This is a genomic window from Serratia sp. 121840015-1 (genome assembly GCF_053627655.1).
This window is the reverse complement of record NZ_JBSEYF010000001.1, coordinates 1597601-1615097: the sequence shown is the minus strand read 5'-3', so window position 1 is coordinate 1615097 and position 17497 is coordinate 1597601. Positions and strand designations below refer to the sequence as shown.

16 protein-coding genes and 2 pseudogenes are annotated in these 17497 nt (G+C 57.7%); 13 read left to right on the top strand and 5 right to left on the bottom strand.

Annotated elements, in window-relative coordinates:
* Positions 1-24: 24 nt before the first annotated feature.
* Together ACUXAC_RS07750 and ACUXAC_RS07745 are read right to left on the bottom strand one after the other, a co-directional pair.
* Positions 25-1194 (bottom strand): cupin domain-containing protein, encoded by a 1170-nt coding sequence (locus ACUXAC_RS07750; RefSeq protein WP_060419024.1) that lies wholly within the window; start codon positions 1192-1194, stop codon positions 25-27.
* Between the two features lie 263 nt (positions 1195-1457).
* Complete coding sequence (locus ACUXAC_RS07745; RefSeq protein ID WP_454266578.1) at positions 1458-2411, bottom strand: LysR substrate-binding domain-containing protein; 954 nt, start codon at positions 2409-2411, stop codon at positions 1458-1460.
* A 103-nt stretch (positions 2412-2514) separates the two neighbouring features.
* On the opposite strand from ACUXAC_RS07745, the gene ACUXAC_RS07740 reads away from it, so the two are divergent.
* Together ACUXAC_RS07740 and ACUXAC_RS07735 are read left to right on the top strand one after the other, a co-directional pair.
* Positions 2515-3081 carry a chromate transporter gene (locus ACUXAC_RS07740; protein WP_141959147.1) on the top strand — a complete coding sequence of 189 codons (567 nt, stop codon included), beginning with the start codon at positions 2515-2517 and terminating at the stop codon, positions 3079-3081.
* Positions 3078-3599, top strand: a complete 522-nt coding sequence (locus tag ACUXAC_RS07735) for a chromate transporter (RefSeq protein ID WP_033634482.1) — start codon at positions 3078-3080, stop codon at positions 3597-3599. The genes ACUXAC_RS07740 and ACUXAC_RS07735 overlap by 4 nt, the downstream gene beginning before the upstream one ends.
* A 4-nt stretch (positions 3600-3603) precedes the next feature.
* Here the strand turns inward: ACUXAC_RS07735 and ACUXAC_RS07730 are convergent, their stop codons facing one another.
* Positions 3604-3957 (bottom strand): AprI/Inh family metalloprotease inhibitor, encoded by a 354-nt coding sequence (locus tag ACUXAC_RS07730; protein WP_197779011.1) that lies wholly within the window; start codon positions 3955-3957, stop codon positions 3604-3606.
* A 411-nt stretch (positions 3958-4368) separates the two neighbouring features.
* On the opposite strand from ACUXAC_RS07730, the gene ACUXAC_RS07725 reads away from it, so the two are divergent.
* Positions 4369-5985: a serralysin family metalloprotease gene (locus tag ACUXAC_RS07725; RefSeq protein WP_387441927.1), complete on the top strand. Its 1617-nt coding sequence runs from the start codon at positions 4369-4371 to the stop codon at positions 5983-5985.
* Between the two features lie 43 nt (positions 5986-6028).
* Here the strand turns inward: ACUXAC_RS07725 and ACUXAC_RS07720 are convergent, their stop codons facing one another.
* Both ACUXAC_RS07720 and ACUXAC_RS07715 read right to left on the bottom strand, forming a co-directional pair.
* Positions 6029-6679 (bottom strand): dihydrofolate reductase family protein, encoded by a 651-nt coding sequence (locus ACUXAC_RS07720; protein WP_197847707.1) that lies wholly within the window; start codon positions 6677-6679, stop codon positions 6029-6031.
* A gap of 69 nt (positions 6680-6748) precedes the next feature.
* Complete coding sequence (locus ACUXAC_RS07715) at positions 6749-7750, bottom strand: alpha/beta fold hydrolase (protein WP_141959154.1); 1002 nt, start codon at positions 7748-7750, stop codon at positions 6749-6751.
* 234 nt (positions 7751-7984) lie between these two features.
* Between ACUXAC_RS07715 and ACUXAC_RS07710 the strand changes: the two genes are divergently transcribed.
* From ACUXAC_RS07710 to ACUXAC_RS07665, 10 genes and pseudogenes are all read left to right on the top strand, one after another.
* Positions 7985-8416 (top strand): DcrB-related protein, encoded by a 432-nt coding sequence (locus tag ACUXAC_RS07710; RefSeq protein WP_387441925.1) that lies wholly within the window; start codon positions 7985-7987, stop codon positions 8414-8416.
* Positions 8417-8447: 31 nt separating this feature from the next.
* Complete coding sequence (locus tag ACUXAC_RS07705; RefSeq protein WP_454266577.1) at positions 8448-12677, top strand: RHS repeat-associated core domain-containing protein; 4230 nt, start codon at positions 8448-8450, stop codon at positions 12675-12677.
* Positions 12677-13006 carry a barstar family protein gene (locus ACUXAC_RS07700; RefSeq protein ID WP_060387732.1) on the top strand — a complete coding sequence of 110 codons (330 nt, stop codon included), beginning with the start codon at positions 12677-12679 and terminating at the stop codon, positions 13004-13006. The genes ACUXAC_RS07705 and ACUXAC_RS07700 overlap by 1 nt, the downstream gene beginning before the upstream one ends.
* A gap of 225 nt (positions 13007-13231) precedes the next feature.
* A pseudogene (locus tag ACUXAC_RS07695) lies at positions 13232-14415 on the top strand (RHS repeat domain-containing protein); the annotation flags it as partial.
* Complete coding sequence (locus tag ACUXAC_RS07690) at positions 14400-14666, top strand: immunity protein TriTu family protein (protein WP_060418624.1); 267 nt, start codon at positions 14400-14402, stop codon at positions 14664-14666. The pseudogene ACUXAC_RS07695 and the gene ACUXAC_RS07690, both read left to right, overlap by 16 nt.
* 80 nt (positions 14667-14746) lie before the next feature.
* Positions 14747-15493, top strand: a pseudogene (locus ACUXAC_RS07685) (RHS repeat domain-containing protein); the annotation flags it as partial.
* Positions 15486-15815, top strand: coding sequence for a hypothetical protein (locus ACUXAC_RS07680; RefSeq protein WP_236553314.1), 330 nt, complete (start codon positions 15486-15488; stop codon positions 15813-15815). The pseudogene ACUXAC_RS07685 and the gene ACUXAC_RS07680, both read left to right, overlap by 8 nt.
* 199 nt (positions 15816-16014) lie before the next feature.
* Positions 16015-16401 carry a hypothetical protein gene (locus ACUXAC_RS07675; protein WP_387441077.1) on the top strand — a complete coding sequence of 129 codons (387 nt, stop codon included), beginning with the start codon at positions 16015-16017 and terminating at the stop codon, positions 16399-16401.
* A 141-nt stretch (positions 16402-16542) separates the two neighbouring features.
* Positions 16543-17001, top strand: coding sequence for a hypothetical protein (locus tag ACUXAC_RS07670; protein ID WP_149559880.1), 459 nt, complete (start codon positions 16543-16545; stop codon positions 16999-17001).
* A 12-nt stretch (positions 17002-17013) separates the two neighbouring features.
* Complete coding sequence (locus ACUXAC_RS07665; RefSeq protein WP_387441078.1) at positions 17014-17415, top strand: hypothetical protein; 402 nt, start codon at positions 17014-17016, stop codon at positions 17413-17415.
* Positions 17416-17497 lie beyond the last annotated feature (82 nt).

Below are 17497 nucleotides of genomic sequence, written 5' to 3'. Positions count from 1 at the left end.
GGGAGACTCTCCCTCGCCGTGGCGTCAGCGGCTGCGCCGCGACATGACCCGTTTGTCTTTCGGCCGATCCTGCCAGTCCTCAGCCTGATTGTTGAAGTTATCCGCCAGCAGGTAGGCCGGGGTTTTCGCCAGCCAGTCGGACAACGAAATATCCTGATAAATACCGTTGTCCATCACGATCAGCACCTTCAAATCCTCATCGCCGATGTTCTCGATGTAATGGCCGAAGCCCTGCGGCACGTAGCCGACGTCTGAAGGGGCGTACTCTTCCGTCTGCGCGTGGCCGTGCGAGCTGAACACCGTCATGCGGCCCTTACCGGCAATATAGTATTGCCATTCGTTGGCATTGGGGTGCCAGTGCAATTCCCGGATCGCGCCGGGTTTCACGATCTCGATGATGCCGGTCATGGTGGTGGAAATGGGAAATTCTTTCGATGACACCAAATGCACGCTGCCGGCGTCATTTTCAAAGAACGGTTTTTGCTTCATTAATTCATAGCGGTGGGTCAGCGGGGCGTTATTTAATCCGCCGTCGTTTTTAGGCAATGGCAGGGCGGGTGGAACGGCGCCGCCAACAATATAGGCCTCACCCTGTTTGGCCTTGGAAAATACCGCCGCCGGCATGTCGACGCTTTTTTCCAATACCTCTTTCGGCATATGCGCCACCCAATCGGTGATGCTGAAGGTGCCGAATTCGGAGAAATGGCCGTTATCGAACGCCAGAATAAAATGTGCGCCGTCCGCCAGCGCCTGAATGGAATGGCCGTAGCCTTTTGGGAAATACCACACGTCGCCGGGCCCGAAATCCGCCACTTCGCATTTGCCCTCGGGATCGAGAATGGTGATGCGCGCATGGCCTTCCAGCATAAATGCCCATTCGGCGGCGATGGCGTGCCAGTGCAGTTCGCGCACGCCGCCCGGCTCCAGCGTCATGTCTACGCCCGCCACGCCTTCGGAGATCGGGAATTGCTCGACGGTGGCCTCGCGCGCCCAGCCGCTGGGCAGGCTGCGTTTCTTGCTGTCGGTGAATTTGTACTTATAGAGATGCTGCGCATTAGCAGGCGGCTGATAGCTGCTGGGGGGCACGATATTGCGGTGGTCGTCGGCAGCGGCATTTTTAGCGATGCCGCCGATCATGCCGGCGGCGGCCGCGCTGACGGCGGACACTTTCAATATATCACGACGCGATAGCATAGCATTTTCTCCAATATAAAACCGTGCGCCTGCAGAGGCAGGCAACAGGGAAGGCGCGAGCGCCATTGAAATGATTTTTTGTCATCGGCGGGAACAGGCTGTGACCCTTAAATCCTAGCGGCTGGAATGTATTGCGTAGGCGCTTATTTGTTTGTGTTTGTTACTAAGTGAGTGCAGGTTTAATTAATTATCAGGAAGTTGAATAGTCATTAATTGGAATTAATTTTAGTCGCTGGCCGGTTTAAATAAATAATAAACGAACGTCATTTTTTATTGGCCGTTCGGGCTGTTTTTGTGACGTCAGCGTCCGGCGCCCCCACGGTATCCAGCACCAGCTGGCGAAAGCGCTCGACGATCGGTGAGGCCGGGCTATGGCGCAGTGCCAGGTAAAGCGGGGCGCTGAGCTGCGCTTCTTCGGCGAGGGTGCGGTAGACGATGCCGTCGCCGCCCAGCCGCCGCATTGAGCCGGGCACCACTGACAGCCCCAGCCCGGCGCCGACCAGGCTGAGGGTGGCCGGCAGGCGCGGCGCTTCCTGCACGATGCGCGGGCTGAAGCCGGCGCGGTGGCAGGCGGCCAGGATGGCGTCGTACAGCCCCTGGCCGGCCGGGCGGCGATAGAGAATAAACGCCTCGTGGGCCAGTTCGGCCAGCGGCAGCGGCTGCTGCGTTTCTTGCGCCAGCCGGTGGCCCAGCGGCAGGGCGACGATCATCGGTTCGCTGAGCACCGGCTCCACGCTCAGGCCGGGAATGCCGCTGGCCGGTGAGCGCACGAAGGCGGCGTCGAGGCGCTGTTCCAGCAACGCCTCCATCAGTTCGCCGCTGCCGGCTTCTTCCAACTGGGTGGTGATGCCCGGCAGGATGTCGCGGTAGCGGCGCAGCAGGTTGGGCACGAACGGGTGCAGCGCGGCGGAACTGGTGAAGCCGATGGCGATGTGCCCCTGCTCGCCGCGAGCGGCGCGCTGCACCGCTTCGCGCAGGCGTTCGGCGCGCGCCAGCAGGGCGCGGGCCTCTTCGAACAGCACGCCGCCGGCTTCGGTGACGCGCACGCCGCGCGGCAGGCGCTGCAACAAGGTGACGCCCAGTTCATCTTCCAGCCCCTGTAGCAGGCGGGTCAGCGGCGGCTGCTGGATAAACAGCCGCTCGGCGGCGCGGGTGATGTTGCCTTCTTCCACCACGGTGACGAACGCCCGCAGGCGACGCAGTTCGATCATTGCCATACCTCAAAGGTATCTTTGGTTGTTCTGGAATGCATTAGACATCATGACACGGCGGCGCGCATGATACCAGACATCAAAACAAGCGATGTGGAATGGCAATGTCATGTCAGATATCAATACGTTAAAACCGCACCCGGCGGCAGCGCCGGGCAACGCGGAGCTGTTTGTGGGCTTTCTGTGGCTGGGGCTGATCGGCTTCGGCGGCGTGCTGCCGCTGGCGCGCAGCATGCTGGTGGAGCGCCGGCGCTGGCTGAGCGGCGAACAGTTTACCGAGCTGCTCGGGCTGTGCCAGTTTCTGCCCGGCGGCAACGTGATCAACCTGTCGGTGGCGGTGGGCATGGAGTTTCGCGGGCTGCGCGGCGCGCTGTGCGCCTTGCTGGGCCTCATCAGCGCGCCGACGGCGATCGTGGTGGGGTTGGGCGTGGTCTACGCCCGCTTCCAAAACGATCCGCATGTGCAGCATGTGTTCGCCGGGCTGGCCGCCGCCGCGGCCGGGCTGCTGCTCTCGACCGGGATCAAGATGCTGCTGCCGCTGCGCGGTAAATGGCCGGCGCTGGCGATCGTCGCGCTGGCCTTGATCGCCATCGCCTGGCTGCGCCTGCCGCTGCTGCCGACCATGCTGGTGCTGGCGCCGCTGAGCATTCTGCTGATGTGGCGGCGGCCGTCATGAGCGGGGTTCTGATTGCGTTGGCGCTGATCTTCACCGAGCTCTCTCTGCTGGCGTTTGGCGGCGGTATGACCATTCTGCCGGAGATGCAGCGGCAGGTGGTGGAGGTGCATCAATGGATGAGCGCCCAGGAGTTCAGCGCGCTGTTCGCCATGGCGCAGGCCGCGCCGGGGCCGAACATGATGATCGTGCCGTTGGTCGGTTGGCACGTCGCCGGCTGGGCGGGGCTGCTGGTTTCTTCGGTCGCCAAGTTCGGGCCGTCTTCCATCGTCACGCTGCTGGTGATGGGCGCCTGGCGGCGCTTTAAGGATCGCCCGTGGCGCCGCATCGTGCAGGCCGGGCTGGTGCCGCTGACCGTGGGGTTGGTGGCGGCCAGCGGTATCTTGATCGCCGAGGCTTCCGCACCCAGCTGGCGGCTGGCGGCGATCGTGGCGCTGGCGACGGGGCTGAGCATGAGCAAGCGCCTCCATCCGCTGTGGGTGCTGGCGGGCGGCGCGCTGCTCGGGTTGCTGTTCGCCTGAGGGATTAGCGCGGGATCAGCACAAAGCGCGAAGGGCCGCCGCGATCGATCAGCTCATAGCGCTTTGGCGCGGTCAGGGCCAGAAACGCCACCATGCTGCCTTCGGCGTCGGTCAGCGTCATGCCGTCCGGCGTCGGCCGCCAGGCGACCGGCAACGTTTGCAGCGCCAGCGGTTGCAGGCACTGGGCGGAGGCGCTGAAGCGGAAGGCGTTGGTGTTGGCCACCACCTCGTCGCTCAGCTGCACCTCGCAGACGGTTTTACCGTCTCCGATGGCGGCGAGCTGCCAATCGCCCTTCAGCGCGGCGGGTTCCAGCAACGGCAGTGAACTGGCCAGGGCACTGCTGCACAATACGCTCATAACGACTCCTGTCAGGCTGGCGCGGCGCAAGGCGCGCATAAGGAAATGGGTTGGCATCGGGTCACTCCTTTCGGCTGTCCGTTCACACCTTAGCACGTTCCCAGCGGGATGATGAGGCAAGGATTAGCTTTTTTAATCCTCGATAATTCTGATCTAACCGGCGATAACATGCCCATAAAGACGAGTCATTAGCCCGCCGATACGCTTATCTTTCTCATTAATACTGCGCTAATACAAATCGTTATGATTATTTCCGTCTTAACGCCCGGCGCGATGATGCACGGCGGCGTCGGGTCGCGCCGTCGGGGTTAATTACTATACTGGTCAATCCTAAGCCTTGGCTTAGATTAGAACGACTGATGAATAGTCTTACAAAGCGAGTGGATTCCTACTGTGTAAAAGGAGAATGCAATGAGCAGTCGCCACAACGATATTTTGCAAGATGACGATGAGTTCACCAGCCTGTCCGCCACATCCCCCAACGATCATAACTATCAATTTTACTATCACCAGCCCGGCAGCCTCTATGATGGGTTAGGCTACGGCGCGCTGTTAACGCTGGACAACGCCAACCTGTACAGCAACCAGCGCGGCGGAGCCGCCATCAACAACCTGGGTAAAATCCGCGATAACTTCAGCTTCGATCGCGCCGCCGATCAGCTGACGCGGTCGGGCCTGACGCACAACGGCGATCAGGTCTATCACCAGCCGGTGGCGCTGACCTATTCCTTCCTGACGCAGAGCGCGCTGAACCGCATCGGCCAGACCGGTGACGGTGACAAGGGGCTGCAACCGCTGACTCAGGCGGCGCAGACACAGGCGCTGAAATCGATGCAGGCCTGGGCCGACGTGGCGAATGTGACCTTTACCGAGGCGGCGTCCACCGATATCAACCACCGCGCGGACATCACCTTCGCGTACTTCACCCAGCGCGCCGACGGCAGCACCGCCGCCGGCAGCGGCCCGAATGCCATCAACGCGTACGCCTATTACCCGCCGAGCTCCAAGCCGGGCAGCGATAACGCCTTTGCCGGCACGGTGTGGTTCAACAAAAACTTCGCCACCCATCAGGCGCCGGTTAGCGGCGACTTCAGCAGCCAGACCTTCACCCACGAGCTGGGGCATGCCCTGGGGCTGGCGCACCCGGGATCTTATGACGCCTCGTTGGGCAACCCGAGCTACCAGAACGACGCGGCTTATTACCAGGATTCGTTGCAATACTCGATCATGAGCTATTTCAACGCCGGTTACACCGGCGCCGACACCAAAGGGGTGTATGGCTATGGCCCGATGGTGGATGACATCGCCGCGATCCAAAAATTGTACGGCGCCAACATGAGCACCCGCACCGGCGATACGGTGTACGGCTTCAACTCCAACACCGGGCGCGATTTCCTGACCGCCACGGCGGACAACGGCAAACCGGTCAACTTCGCGGTGTGGGACGCCGGCGGCAACGACACGCTGGACTTCTTCGGCTACAGCCAGCAGCAGATGATCAACCTGAACGACGGCGCGTTCTCCAGCGTCGGCGGCGGCACGCAGAACGTCGCCATCGCGCGCGGGGCGATCATCGAGAACGCCATCGGCGGCAGCGGGCGCGATGTGATCATCGGCAACGATCAGGACAACCTGCTGGCGGGCAACGCCGGTTCGGACATCCTGTACGGCGGCCTGGGGGCGGATCATCTGTGGGGCGGCAAAGACGCCAACAACTTCACCGACTATTTCGTCTATCTCAATGCCAAAGAGTCCACGGTGGCGGCGTTCGACGTGATTGAAGACTTCGAGCACGGCATCGACAAGATCGATCTCTCCGGCCTGCGCTTCAACAACAGCCTGAGCGAGCTGCGCTTTATCGACAGCGGCAGCGCCTTCAGCGGCCAGAAAGGCGAGATCCAGCTCAACTTCGACGCCTTCAACGGCACCACCGATCTGCTGATGAACACCCACAGCAACAGCTACGCCGCCGATTTCAAGATCCATGTGGTCGGGCAGGTGGAGCAGAGCGATATTCTGTTTGCCTGAGGGCGATGAAGGGGAAAGAGAAAAGGGCCGAACGGCCCTTTTTTTACGGCTGGGCCGCCGCCGCGCTTTCCGCCACGAAGGAGCCGGTCGCCACCGCGCCGGCGCGGCGGTAGTGGGCCACGATCACGCCGCCGGGCGAGACCACCGATTGGGCCAGCGTAAAGGCCGCCGGCGCCGCGTTGTCATCGAACAGCCGCTTGCCGCCGCCGAGCAGCACCGGGTAGGTGAGCAGGCGCAGTTCGTCCACCAGATCGTTGGCCAGCAGCTGCTGCATCAGCGTGCTGCTGCCCTGCACCAGCAGCACCGGCCCCTGGGTGCGCTTCAGCTCGCGCAGCCGGGCGATGATGTCCCGCCCCAGCCACTGGCTGTTCTGCCACGCCAGCGTCTCGCCGTGGTGGGTGGCGACGTACTTGGTGGCCTGATTGAACACGCGGGCGATATCGGCGGAAAACGGATCGGCCTCGTCGGTGATCTGCGGCCAGTAGCCGGCGAAAATGTCGTAGGTGCGCCGCCCCAGCAGCAGATCGAACGGCGCGGAGAAAAGATCGCCCATCGTTTCCGCAATGGCGTCATCCCAGTAGGGGGCTGTCCAGCCGCCGAATTGAAAGCCGCCGCTGCGATCTTCGTCCTGCCCGCCCGGCGCCTGCATCACGCCGTCGAGGCTGACGAAGGCGCTGGCAATAATCTGTCGCATGGCTGTCTCCTGCCGTTGAGTGCCAGCTGAAAGTTTAGCCGCCGCGCGGCGGCTACGCCAACCGGCCGCTCAGGGCTGCAGCGCCTTGAGCAGTGCCTGATGGAAACGCTCCGGTTCTTCCATTTGCGGCGCATGGCCCAGCCCGGCGAACTCGATCAGCGTGGCGTGCGGGATCAGCTTCGCCGCCTGTTTGCCCAGCTCCGCGTAGTGGCCGATCCTGGCCTTGACCGCCGGCGGGGCAATATCGCTGCCGATGGCGGTGGTGTCGGCGGTGCCGATCATCAGCGTAGTGGGGGTTTGCAGATCCTTGAACTCGTAATACACCGGCTGGGTGAAGATCATGTCGTAGATCAGCGCCGAGTTCCACGCCACCAGGCGATGGCCCGGCCCGTTGTTCAGCCCGGCCAGCATATCCACCCAGCGATCGTACTCCGGCTTCCAGTTGCCGCCGTAGTAGGTGCGCTGCTCATAGTTGCGGATGCCCTCGGCGGTGGTGTTCAGCTCGCGCTCGAACCATTGATCGACGCTGCGCCACGGCACGCCTTTGGCCTTCCAGTCCTCGAGGCCGATCGGGTTGACCATGACCAATTGCTCCACTGCCTGCGGATACATCAGGCTGTAGCGCGTGGCCAGCATGCCGCCGGTGGAGTGGCCGATGACGATGGCCCGGCTGATTTTCAGGTTCTGCAGCAGGCCGTGGGTGTTTTGCGCCAGCTGCTGGAAGCTGTACTGGTAATGCGCCGGTTTTGTGGAGGAGCAAAAGCCGATTTGATCCGGCGCGATCACGCGGTAGCCGGCCTTGCTCAGCGCCTTGATGGTGTCCTGCCAGGTGGCGGCGCAGAAGTTTTTACCGTGCAGCAACAGCGCGGTGCGGCCGTTGGCGGCGCCTTCCGGCGGCACGTCCATATAGCCCATTTTTAACGCCTGCCCCTGCGAGGTGAAACTGAACTGCTGCAACGGATAAGGGTAGTGAAAACCCTGCAGCTCCGGGCCGAACTTCGGCGTTTCGGCGGCGGCGGGGAACGCGGCCAGCGTGGCGCACAGCAGCGCGCTACGGGTGAATCTCAGCATCCTGATCTCCTGAAAAACGGACGATAGCCGAGTATAGCCATAATCAGGGCGTCGGCGCGCCGATGGTTTCAGATAATTCTGTAATGTTACGGCCCGATCCCGGGCAAGGTTCCGGCCACGGCCTTGCACACAGTGAACGCGGTCACGCCGCGCAACATTGGCGGTGCCTGATGGTTTTATTTCAAGGCTAAGTTATGCGATGCTTAAGCATTATTTATGCAAAAGGATCCTCGCATGTCCGCTTTATCCCGCTGCGCTTTCAGCGAAGGCAGCGTCGCTTTGCCGGAAGGCTATGCCGATCGCACCGTCAACGTGCTGTTGGCCGGCGATGATGTTTCCCCCTCAATCAATATTTCCCGCGATGCGCTGCAGCCGGCGGAAAACCTGGAAGGCTACGTCACCCGCCAGCTCGATGCGCTGGCGCAGGGGCTGAAAGGCTGGGCGTTTAAAAGCCGCGAGCCGGCGACGCTGGGCGATGGATTAACCGCCGGTGAATGGGTGCGCGCCAGCTACCTGCGCGACGGCAAGCGCATCTGGCAAAACCAGGCGGTGTTCGCGCTGGCGGAGGGCCGGGTGCTGGTGTTCACCCTGGCGATGGCGCGCAAGCTGATGCCGCAAGACGACGCGCTGCTGTTGCAGGTGCTGAGCAGCTACCGGGCGGCATAACGATGAACCCTTCACGTAAAAGGACCTTACGATGACCGAAGCGGCCCGCGTCGGCGATACCATCGGGCATTCCCATGCCCTGGCCGGCATGATTGCCGGCACCCTTGTCGGCGGCCTGATCGCCGCCGCAGGCGCGGTGGCGGCGGGTGCGCTGTTCGTCGCCGGCCTGGCGGCTTCCTGTATTGGCGTTGGCGTGTTGCTCATCGGCGCCAGCCTGGCGGTGGGGTATCTCACCGGGGAGGCGGCCACCGCGGCGCGCGACGGCATTGCCGACGCCGGTGCCGGTAGCCTGACCCCCAAAGGCAATATCGTCACCGGCTCCCCCAACGTCTTCATCAACGGCAAACCCGCCGCGCTCGCCACCAACAGCCAGGTGGCCTGCAGCGACGACGGCCCGAGCATGCAGATGGCGCAGGGTTCCGACAAGGTCAGCATCAACGGCCAGCCCGCCTCGCGCGTGGGGGACAAAACCAACTGCGACGCGCAGGTGATGGAAGGCTCGCCCAACGTGTTTATCGGCGGCGGTACCGTCACCACTTTGCCGATCAAGCCCGAAGTGCCGGATTGGCTGTACAAGGTCTCTGATCTGACGCTGCTGTTCGCCGGCCTGGTGGGTGGCGTGGGCGGCGCCGCCGGCAAGCTGGGGGCGCTCGGCAAACTGCTGGGCAAGCTGCCCGGCATCAACAAACTGGCGCGCATCGCCTGCCGCGCCGGCACCCTGATGACCGCCACCGCCGCCGTCGGCATTATCGCCCGGCCGGTGGATATCGTCAGCGGCCAGAAATTCCTCGACGGCGAAGACGATCTCGATTTCGTGCTGCCATCGCGCCTGCCGGTCGCCTGGCAGCGCTATTGGCGCAGCGGCAACCCCGGCGACAGCGTACTGGGCCGCGGCTGGAACCTGTTCTGGGAGAGCAGCCTGCAGCCGTATCAGGACGGCCTGGTGTGGCGCGCCCCTTCCGGCGACTTCGTCGCTTTCCCTATGGTGCCGCGCGGCCACAAAACCTACTGCGAAGCCGAAAAATGCTGGCTGATGCACAACGACGACGGCAGTTGGCAGCTGTTTGACGTCGGCGAACAGATTTTCCACTACCCGCCGCTGGCGGGCGACCAGCCGAGCCGGCTCAGCATGATCACCGACGCCATCGGCAACGCCACCTCGCTGTTTTACGACGACGAGGGGCTGCTGAGCGAACTGGTGGACAGCGCCGGGCAGCGCCTGATGTGCCGCTATGCGCAGGGCCGCCTGCGCGAAGTGGCGCTGCAAACCGCCGAAGGCGAACGGACGCTGGCGCGCTACGGCTACGATGAGCAGGGCCAACTGACGACGGTGAGCAACCGCGCCGGTGAGGTAACGCGCCGCTTCGGCTGGCGCGACGGCCTGATGATCAGCCACCAGGACGCCGCCGGGCTGCTGAACGAATACCAATGGCAAGAGATCGACGGCGTGCCGCGCGTGACGGCCTACCGCAACAGCGCCGGGGAATCCCTTGAGTTCGGCTATGACTTCGCCGGCGGGCGCCGCAGCGCGGTGCGCGGCGACGGCAAGCGGGCGGAGTGGCGGCTGGATGACGACGACAACGTCGCGCAGTACACCGATTTCGACCAGCGCCGCTACGGTTTTATCTACCAACGCGGCGAGCTGTGCAGCGTGCTGCTGCCCGGCGGCGCGCAGCGCCAGAGCGAATGGGACCCTTACGGCCGCCTGCTGTCGGAGACCGATCCGCTCGGCCGCGTGACGCGCTATCAATATTCGCGCAACAGCGGCCGGCTGTTCGCCGTCGCGTACTCGGACGGCAGCAGCGAGGCGCAGCATTGGGACACGCTGGGGCGCCCGACGCGCTATGTCGATGCCCTGGGCAATGCCACGCTGTACCGCTATCCGGATGACGAAGAGAGCCTGCCCGCTAGTGTGATCGACGCGCTGGGCGGGGAAGTGAAGCTGGAGTGGGACGCCCGCGGCCAGCTGACGCGCTACACCGACTGTTCCGGCAGCGTCACGGCTTATACCTACGATGCGCTGGGGCAACTGACGGCGCAGACCGATGCCGAAGGCCACCAGACGCGCTACCTATGGGATAACGGCGGGCGCCTGCACACCCTGATCCACCCGGACGGCGGCGAAGAGCGCTTTAACTGGAATGCGCACGGCCAGCTGGCCGAACATCAGGACGCGCTGGGCAGCCTGACCCGCTGGCAGTACAACGCCCTGGGGCTGCCGGTCAGCATCACCGACCGCATCAACCGCACCCGGCGCTATCACTACAGCCCGCAGGGCTGGCTGACGCGGCTGGAGAACGGCAACGGCGGCGACTACCGCTTCAGCTACGATGCGGTGGGCCGCGTGCTGGCCGAAGAGCGCCCGGACGACACCCGCCACTATTATCGCTACGGCGCGGCCGGGCTGCTGGAGGAACACCGCGAGGTTGGCCTGCCGGGCAGCACGGGCGAGCTGACGCAGCGCGAACAGCGCTTCCGCTTCGACGAGGCCGGGCAGCTGGTCTGGCGCGGCAACGCCAGCGCGGAATGGCATTACCGCTTCGACGCCATGGGGCGGCTGCGCGAGCTGAACCGCCTGCCGACGGCGAGCGGCGCGGCGCTGGGCATCGAGCCGGACAGCGTGCAGATGCGCTATGACGCCGCCGGGCGGCTGCTCGGCGAGCAGGGCGTGAACGGCGAGCTGCAATACCAGTGGGATGCACTGGCTAATCTGCAGGCGCTGACGCTGCCGCAGGGCGATCGCCTGCAGTGGCTGTATTACGGCTCCGGCCACGCCAGCGCCATTAAATTCAACCAGCAGGTGGTGAGCGAGTTCACCCGCGATCGCCTGCACCGGGAAACCGGCCGCAGCCAGGGCGCGCTGCAGCAGCAGCGGCGTTACGACGCCATGGGCCGCCGCAGCTGGCAGAGCAGCGCCTTTGGCCACGACAAACTGACCCGGCCGGAAGACGGCGTGCTGTGGCGCGCTTATCGCTACACCGGCCGCGGCGAGCTGGCCGGGGTGAGCGACGCGCTGCGCGGCGAAGTGCACTACGGTTACGACGCCGAAGGCCGCCTGCTGCAACACCGCGAACCTAATCAGGGCAAACCGGGCGCGCGGCTGGTGTACGATCTGGCGGATAACCTGCTGGGCGAGCGCAGCCCGCAGAGCGACATCGACGCGCATCTGCCGCTGGCGCCGATCGCCGATAACCGGCTGACGCACTGGCAAAAACTGTTTTATCGTTACGACGCCTGGGGCAACCTGATCAGCCGGCGCAACGGCCTTTACGAACAGCACTACCGCTACGACGCCGACAATCGGCTGGTGCAGGCGCACGGCCGCGGCCCGCAGGGCGAGTTCGAGGCGCAGTACCATTACGACGCGCTGGGCCGCCGCAGCCGCAAGGCGGTGCGCTACAAGGGCAAAACCGAACAGACGAGCCGTTTCCTGTGGCAGGGCTACCGGCTGCTGCAGGAGCAGCGCGACGACGGCAGCCGCCGCAGCTGGAGCTACGATCCGGCCAGCCCGTGGAGCCCACTGGCGGCGCTGGAGCAGGCGGGCGACAGCCGCTCGGCAGATATTTACTGGTATCACACCGATCTGAACAGCGCGCCGCTGGAGGTGACCGACGCGGCGGGCAACCTGTGCTGGTCCGGGCAATACGACACCTTCGGCAAGCTGCAGGGCCAGACGGTGGCCGGCGCGGCGAAGCGGCAGGGCGCGCAATATCAGCAGCCGCTGCGCTACGCCGGGCAATATCAGGACGACGAAAGCGGCCTGCACTACAACCTGTTCCGCTACTACGAACCTGAGGTGGGGCGTTTCACCACGCAGGATCCGATAGGGTTACGCGGCGGGTTGAACCTGTATCAGTATGCGCCGAACCCGCTGATGTGGGTGGATCCGTTTGGGTTGACATGTAGCCATTCTGCTAAAAATCCTAAGCAGGCACATGCGGTCATTAAAGATAAATGGGGGCACGCAATGTCTAAAAGAGATATGCGTGAGCTACAAAACACAGTTGATAGAATTAAATTAAACAAACCTCATTATTCAAATGATGGAACAACATTTAGCAATACGCACTCTATTGGCAACTCTAATAGCCAGCGTCTTAACACTGGTAGTGGACCATATAAAGAATGGACTGTTAAGACACCAGATGTAGGTGGGAATGGAGCGAGGCGTGTGGTAGTTGATACGAAGACAGGCAAAGCTTATTATACTCATGATCATTATGATTCGTTTATAGAGATCGATCTTGGAGGGTGGAAATAATGGAAATAGGGCGGAAAGTCAAAATAGATTTTTCCAAGATAAAAACGCTGGATGATTTTTATACTGAGTTGTCTGGTTTATTTGGGTTTCCTGATTTTTTTGGTAGGAATATCAATGCATTAATTGATTGTTTTTTCAGTTTGCGCTATCCGCAAGATGAAATGACGAAGATTCATGTAGCAGCTTCTGAGTATTTATTAATGGAGCTTCATCATTTCTCTTTAGCATCGGAGGAAATAAAGGAAACATTAATATTCACTATTGAAAATGTAAGCTTAAAATGCAAAGAAAAAGGCCAGGAGCCTTCGATTGTTTTATTGTTGAGGTAGCTTGATATAGTCGAAAAGGCTTCACGGCTTCTCGACTATTACTTGGCGATTAAACGCTAGATATATCTAGATAAAGTAGATTTCATAGGGGTGATGAAGCCAGGACGTTCATAGGAATCCTTTCTTTGATTAATTAAGTCGTGAAAAAATAATGCCCTGCTCTTTAAAAAATATATGAAATTAAATATTCCAATCATTTATTGTAGAGCAGACAGTCTGCTGTAACACCGCGAGCCCAATCAGGGCAAACCGGGCGCGCGGCTGGTGTACGTCTGGCGGATAACCTGCTGGGCGAGCGCAGCCCGCAGAGCGACATCGACGCGCACCTGCCGCTGGCGCCGATCGCCGATAACCGGCTGACGCACTGGCAAAAACTGTTTTACCGTTACGACGCCTGGGGCAACCTGATCAGCCGGCGTAACGGCCTGTATGAACAGCACTACCGCTACGACGCCGACAAGCGGCTGGTGCAGGCGCATGGCCGCGGCCCGCAGGGCGAATTCGAGGCGCAGTACCATTACGATGCGCTGGGCCGCCGCAGCCGCAAGGCGGTGCGCTACAAGGGCAAAACCGAACAGACGACCCGTTTCCTGTGGCAGGGCTACCGGTTGCTGCAGGAGCAGCGCGACGACGGCAGCCGCCGCAGCTGGAGCTACGATCCGGCCAGCCCGTGGAGCCCACTGGCGGCGCTGGAGCAGGCGGGCGACAGCCGCTCGGCAGATATTTACTGGTATCACACCGATCTGAACAGCGCGCCGCTGGAAGTGACCGACGCGGCGGGCAACCTGTGCTGGTCCGGGCAATACGACACCTTCGGCAAGCTGCAGGGCCAGACGGTGGCCGGCGCGGCGAAGCGGCAGGGCGCGCAATACCAGCAGCCGCTGCGCTACGCCGGGCAATATCAGGACGACGAAAGCGGCCTGCACTACAACCTGTTCCGCTACTACGAACCCGAGGTGGGGCGTTTCACCACGCAGGATCCGATAGGGTTACGCGGTGGGTTAAACCTTTATCAGTATGCGCCGAACCCGCTGATGTGGGTGGATCCGCTGGGGTTGAGTGAGGTTACTGTTGGTCGCTGGATGGGACCGGCAGAATACGAAAAAATGGTTTCCACAGGTAAGGTTGTGCAAAGCACAACGGGAACAACCCATGTAGCATCACCTGCAAATATTGATGCGTTTGGAAAACAAGCTAAACCGGGTACTATGTACGTTGAATTCGAAGTGCCTGAACGATCTTTAATCAAGACCAATGAAGGTTGGGCAAAAATAGTTGGTCCTGACTCGTTGGAGGGGAGATTAGCCAAACGTAAGGGGCTACCAGTACCAGAAATGCCGACTGTGAAAAACATTGAGGTTAAGGCTCATAAAACAGAATCAGGAATTTCAACATGCTCAAAAAAATAAGTGATTGGATCTTATCTAATAGCCATTATGAAGTTAAGTACAATGCTAATGATTTTACAGATAGTCTGGTTGTTGATATAGATGATGATACTAAGATTGCGCGTTTTACTGTGTGGGATGATGCATCTTGTATGTTGGAGATCATTGATGTTGAAACCGGGAACTATATAATTAATGAACGAAGAGAATTATCAGGCGAGGAAACTGTAATAGAAGCATTTAAAGAGTTTGTATCGTTGCTTAGAACTTAGTTATAAAGATTATTGATCTGAGTTTGATTTACTAATTTTAAATGCTCGTCTTTATGCAATGATGGCTTTTAAATAACGACCCATGGAGCCCGCTGGCGGCGCTGGAGCAGGCGGGCGACAGCCGCTCGGCAGATATTTACTGGTATCACACCGATCTGAACAGCGCGCCGCTGGAAGTGACCGACGCGGCGGGCAACCTGTGCTGGTCCGGGCAATACGACACCTTCGGCAAGCTGCAGGGCGCGCAATATCAGCAGCCGCTGCGCTACGCCGGGCAATATCAGGACGACGAAAGCGGCCTGCACTACAACCTGTTCCGCTACTACGAACCCGAGGTGGGGCGTTTCACCACGCAGGATCCGATAGGGTTGCGCGGCGGGTTGAACCTGTATCAGTATGCGCCGAACCCGCTGATATGGGTGGATCCGCTGGGGTTGAGTGGTGATAGTGTCTTTATACATTATACGGATAAAAGCGGTTTTGAGAGTATAATGAAAACAGGAGTTCTCGAGGCTAACGCCAAGGGGAAGGTTTATATAACAGATATACTTATGTCACCTAACGATGTCATGCGGGACATTCTTATTAATGATCCTAAGCATGTAGGAAGAGGTGATTATGCCATTATCTTTAAAGCAGATCCTGTGCAAATGAGTAACATAAAACAGTCATCCGCCCTTGAATACATTCATAATGGAAGGCTGAAATTAAAAGACGTCCTTTACTCTGGGGGAAATCCTTATTCCATAGTATCTAAAATGAATTATGAAACGAGAAGTAAATTAACCTTTAATCAGATTAAGGCAAGGGGGAGTTGTGGTGGATGAAAATAAAAAGAAAATGATTATTACTCAGGCTGAAATTAGTGCACTGAAGAAACTTATAATGTATGTTAAGTTTTCTTGTGATGATGTTGAGTCATTAGAGTATGCTGGCAGTTATGCAATCAATAGTTTCTTTGATAAGTTGATTGATATTGATTATCTTGGAGAGTTTGAGCGAAAGTTTTATGACATACAAAACCCGGATAATGAGATTGCAGTAATGAAAAAAATTAATAAATATCAACATGATTCTTTAAGTAAAATGAGTGACGAGACTATGAGGGAAGTCTTTAAACAATGTCTTCATCCATTTAAACCAAGATAAGTGTCTTAATAGGAGGGTAATACTCTCTCTTACTAACCACATAGTTCGAAGAGTTTATAAGCCTCCTGTGGCAGCACCGTCGGTTGTCGCAGGAGTGATGTGACAACGGCGACTGTTCGGCGGATATTTTCTGGTGTTACATTGATCGGATTAGTGCGTTATTGGAAGTAAGTGACACGGTGTATAATCTAGGTGGGTAATGATTAATATGTTTGAAAATAATAGATTAATTGATAAGCTGGTATTTTTGAATGAATCTAATAAAAATGAAAGTGTCATTATGAATTTTTATTCTTGGGTCCATATTATTTATGGAGTGATTGTTTTTTATGGAAGAAAAAGTGAAGAGGAAGCAAGTTACATAATTAACAATACACCTATGTTTACAACACTACCCAAGAGTTTTATGGAGGCCTGTATGTTAGGCCATGAGGATGAATATTATTGGGGTATGGTAATGTCACATGGTGATAGATATTTTGAGAAGGGTTTTCCTCGTACAGCACCGGATGATTATTTTGAATGGGAGAATAGCTATATAAAAGATCACAATCTTGAGAGAAACACTCTAGTTTTTAATGATTAAAACAAGTGATGTTGTTAGAGCCGACAATTCTCAGTCGGTTCTGAATATCTAGAATTAAAAGTATCGAAACGAGCAGGTTTGATAGTTTTGAAATATCCATCCGTACACATTGATAAATCATTTAATATTACGGTATCTAACATGATTGATTTTAACGCTAGGATTGTGTCTGGTGTTTCTATAGGGAATGTCGTTATAAATGAAAATATTTCATTATATATTAATGAAATGCACTCCAGATTTAGCGTTAAGATTAAAAACTACTTCCTACCTGACGGGAGTGAGCGAAAGTCATATACAGTCGACAATACCTTGACCGTCGTAACTGATAAAGATGGTGTCATTTTGTCACTTGGATGTAATGCTCATTATCAAGGGGGCTACAATGGAATCATATTCCCAGGAATGAAAATAATAGATATAATCAAGCTGGCGAAATCACAGAAAATATACAATGGTTCAATCATTATTAATGATGACTTTGGTGTTTCGTTTATCCTCCCACCTCCATATGATGAGATCGCCGATGCGATAAACTATATTCCTGCTGGGGTGATAATAAACGAAATTTTCATATCTGATTTTTCATTCTGGCGTTAGCTTATGGAGTATATGAGTAAGTTTAGTGGGCATGTAATTAAATTTGGGGTGAGTGATACAGTTGTCACTGGCTACATAGCTTCGGATACGCCGCCGGTTTTTCACCCGATGTATGACAGGATTTACTTTATATCAGGTGAGGCTATTTTTGAGGTTTACATCGGTAATGATGGGATTGTTAATTCACGTTTAGTTGAAAACATCGTTCCATGGTTTGAGGTGGATGAGGATGATAAGTTTTCCATGATGTCAATTTATTCCCAGTCATTTAAAACTGAGCAGGAGGTTAGCATAGTTGGAGTAAATTATAGTGACGATCCGTTCTCAGGGGTTTTCTTAAAATATAAGGCAGGTGACGATGAGCGGCTATTGTCTTTAGAATCAAATAATTTTTTCGGTTTTCTTATTTCATAGTTAAAAGGATTTCGAGATTATTGAATGCTAGTAGTTAATTGAAGCTTTGAGTTTTTTGATAGTGGCATTGAAAATTAGAGGG